Annotated in this window: 4 protein-coding genes; 2 read left to right on the forward strand and 2 right to left on the reverse strand. The window is 41.1% G+C overall.

Going from position 1 to position 1,767, the window contains the following annotated elements:
- Positions 1 to 331: 331 nt before the first annotated feature.
- Positions 332 to 595, reverse strand: a complete 264-nt coding sequence (locus tag A3735_RS20785; protein ID WP_068510968.1) for a Txe/YoeB family addiction module toxin — start codon at positions 593 to 595, stop codon at positions 332 to 334.
- The gene (locus A3735_RS20790; protein ID WP_068510966.1) at positions 592 to 834 is read right to left on the reverse strand and encodes a type II toxin-antitoxin system Phd/YefM family antitoxin; all 243 of its coding nucleotides are present in this window, start codon (positions 832 to 834) and stop codon (positions 592 to 594) included. Before A3735_RS20790 ends, A3735_RS20785 begins: the two co-directional genes overlap by 4 nt.
- Before the next feature lie 207 nt (positions 835 to 1,041).
- On the opposite strand from A3735_RS20790, the gene A3735_RS20795 reads away from it, so the two are divergent.
- On the forward strand, positions 1,042 to 1,290 hold the full coding sequence (locus tag A3735_RS20795; RefSeq protein ID WP_068510964.1) for a type II toxin-antitoxin system Phd/YefM family antitoxin: 249 nt from the start codon (positions 1,042 to 1,044) through the stop codon (positions 1,288 to 1,290).
- Complete coding sequence (locus tag A3735_RS20800) at positions 1,280 to 1,567, forward strand: type II toxin-antitoxin system RelE/ParE family toxin (RefSeq protein WP_068510962.1); 288 nt, start codon at positions 1,280 to 1,282, stop codon at positions 1,565 to 1,567. The genes A3735_RS20795 and A3735_RS20800 overlap by 11 nt, the downstream gene beginning before the upstream one ends.
- Positions 1,568 to 1,767 lie beyond the last annotated feature (200 nt).

The following is a 1,767-nucleotide window of genomic DNA, read 5'->3' on the forward strand; positions in this document are numbered from 1 at the left end:
CTGAAGACAGGCACCACGACGTAATAAGTAAGGTTGGATAGGTTAACGCGTCGCGTTAGCAACCCACGAATACCAGCATGATCACCGTCGAAATTACTTGCTTCATCTGATGCGTTGACGCTTCCCTAACGGGAAGAATGTTAATTAAAAAGAAAGGCTCTGGCCGAGGTTCCGGCAGGATTTTGTGCGGGCCTCTTGACGTGGGGAGTCATACCAACGCCTTGCTAAGCGGTTGTGGTGAATTGGCGGTTTGTTTGCGGCTCTTTGCAAACAAGATGACAATTTACCACAATCCGACTTGAGCAACTTGTTAGCTGAACAAATTTTGGTATTACTCATAATGTGTCCACATACGCAGAACTTTTATGACTTTTTGCTCTTCATAAACTTGGTAAACAATCCGGTGCTGGATGTTAACACGTCGTGAAATTGCACCAGATAAATCACCAACCAATTTTTCAAATGGTGGTGGTGTTTGAAACGGATTCTCTTCGATAACTTGCAGCAAATATTTTGCTTTACTTTTGAGACCTGAGGAAGCAAGTTTCTTTGCATCTTTTTGAGCTTGCTTGGTATATACGAGTTCCCAACTCACCAATCAAGCTCCTTAGAACAATCTTCAATAGGTTCTGCCATTCCTTCTTTAATGCTTTCTCTCATACCCGGAACAGTTAAAAGATAAAGGGTTTCTTGAATTGACTCCCAGTCTTCACTGGAGACTAATACAGCGCTATTTCTTTTGCCTGAAATAGTTATTGGCTGATGAGTCTCTGAAGTTTGATCTAAAAGCCGGTATAAGTTTGCCCTGGCTTCACTTGCCGTAAGAATATTCATCTTTATTCTCCTGAACAGAAAATAATATCGTACGCTTAAACGTACGAAGTGGCAAGATTATTTTTACAGCTAACGCCGCAATAAAGGGCCGGAGCGCAGCGACGGTCCAGCCCACATGTTTTTGTGGGCGATCTTTGATTGCCTTGTTATATTTTACGGCCTACAATAAGACCTAATTAACGACCACTTTATAGTACTGGTGATTTTATGACAACCCGAATATTAACAGAAGCTGCCGCTAGTATTAGCGAATTAAAGGCTAACCCAATGAAAGTTGCTTTAAGTGCTGATGGCAAACCAATTGCGGTACTTAATAGAAATGAACCTGCTTTTTACTGCGTGCCTGCCGAAGCCTATGAGTACTTAATGGACCGCGTTGAGGACCTTGAGTTAATAGCTCTTGCTGAACAACGAAAAAATGAGAAAAGCGTTAAGGTTAACTTAAATGACTTATGAGCTTGAGTTTAAAAAGTCTGCACTTAAAGAATGGAATAAACTTGGCGCTACTATAAAAGAGCAATTTAAAAAAAAGCTAACCGAAATATTAGAAGGCCCGAGAATACCAAGTGCAAAACTTTCTGGGGCAAATGACCTATACAAGATAAAACTTAGACAAGCTGGTTACCGTTTAGTTTATGAAGTAAACGACGAAATAATTACTGTGACAGTGATTTCAGTTGGTAAGCGTGAACGTGGTGATGTTTATAAAACGGCAATGAAACGAACCAACTAAAAATTATAACGCTTTTATAAACGGCGCACGGCTCTATCGTGCGTCCAACGCAGGCCACGTGTTTTTGTGGCCGGAGTGATGTTTGATGAACTGGTTAGATTTTTTAGAACACCTAACTAGCGCAACACCACGTTGTGTAGCCGCAGGCGAAACCTAAGCTTTTGACCTGAGACTAGAATACCTAAAGTGATAACTTTACC

Source organism: Oleiphilus sp. HI0061 (assembly GCF_001635675.1).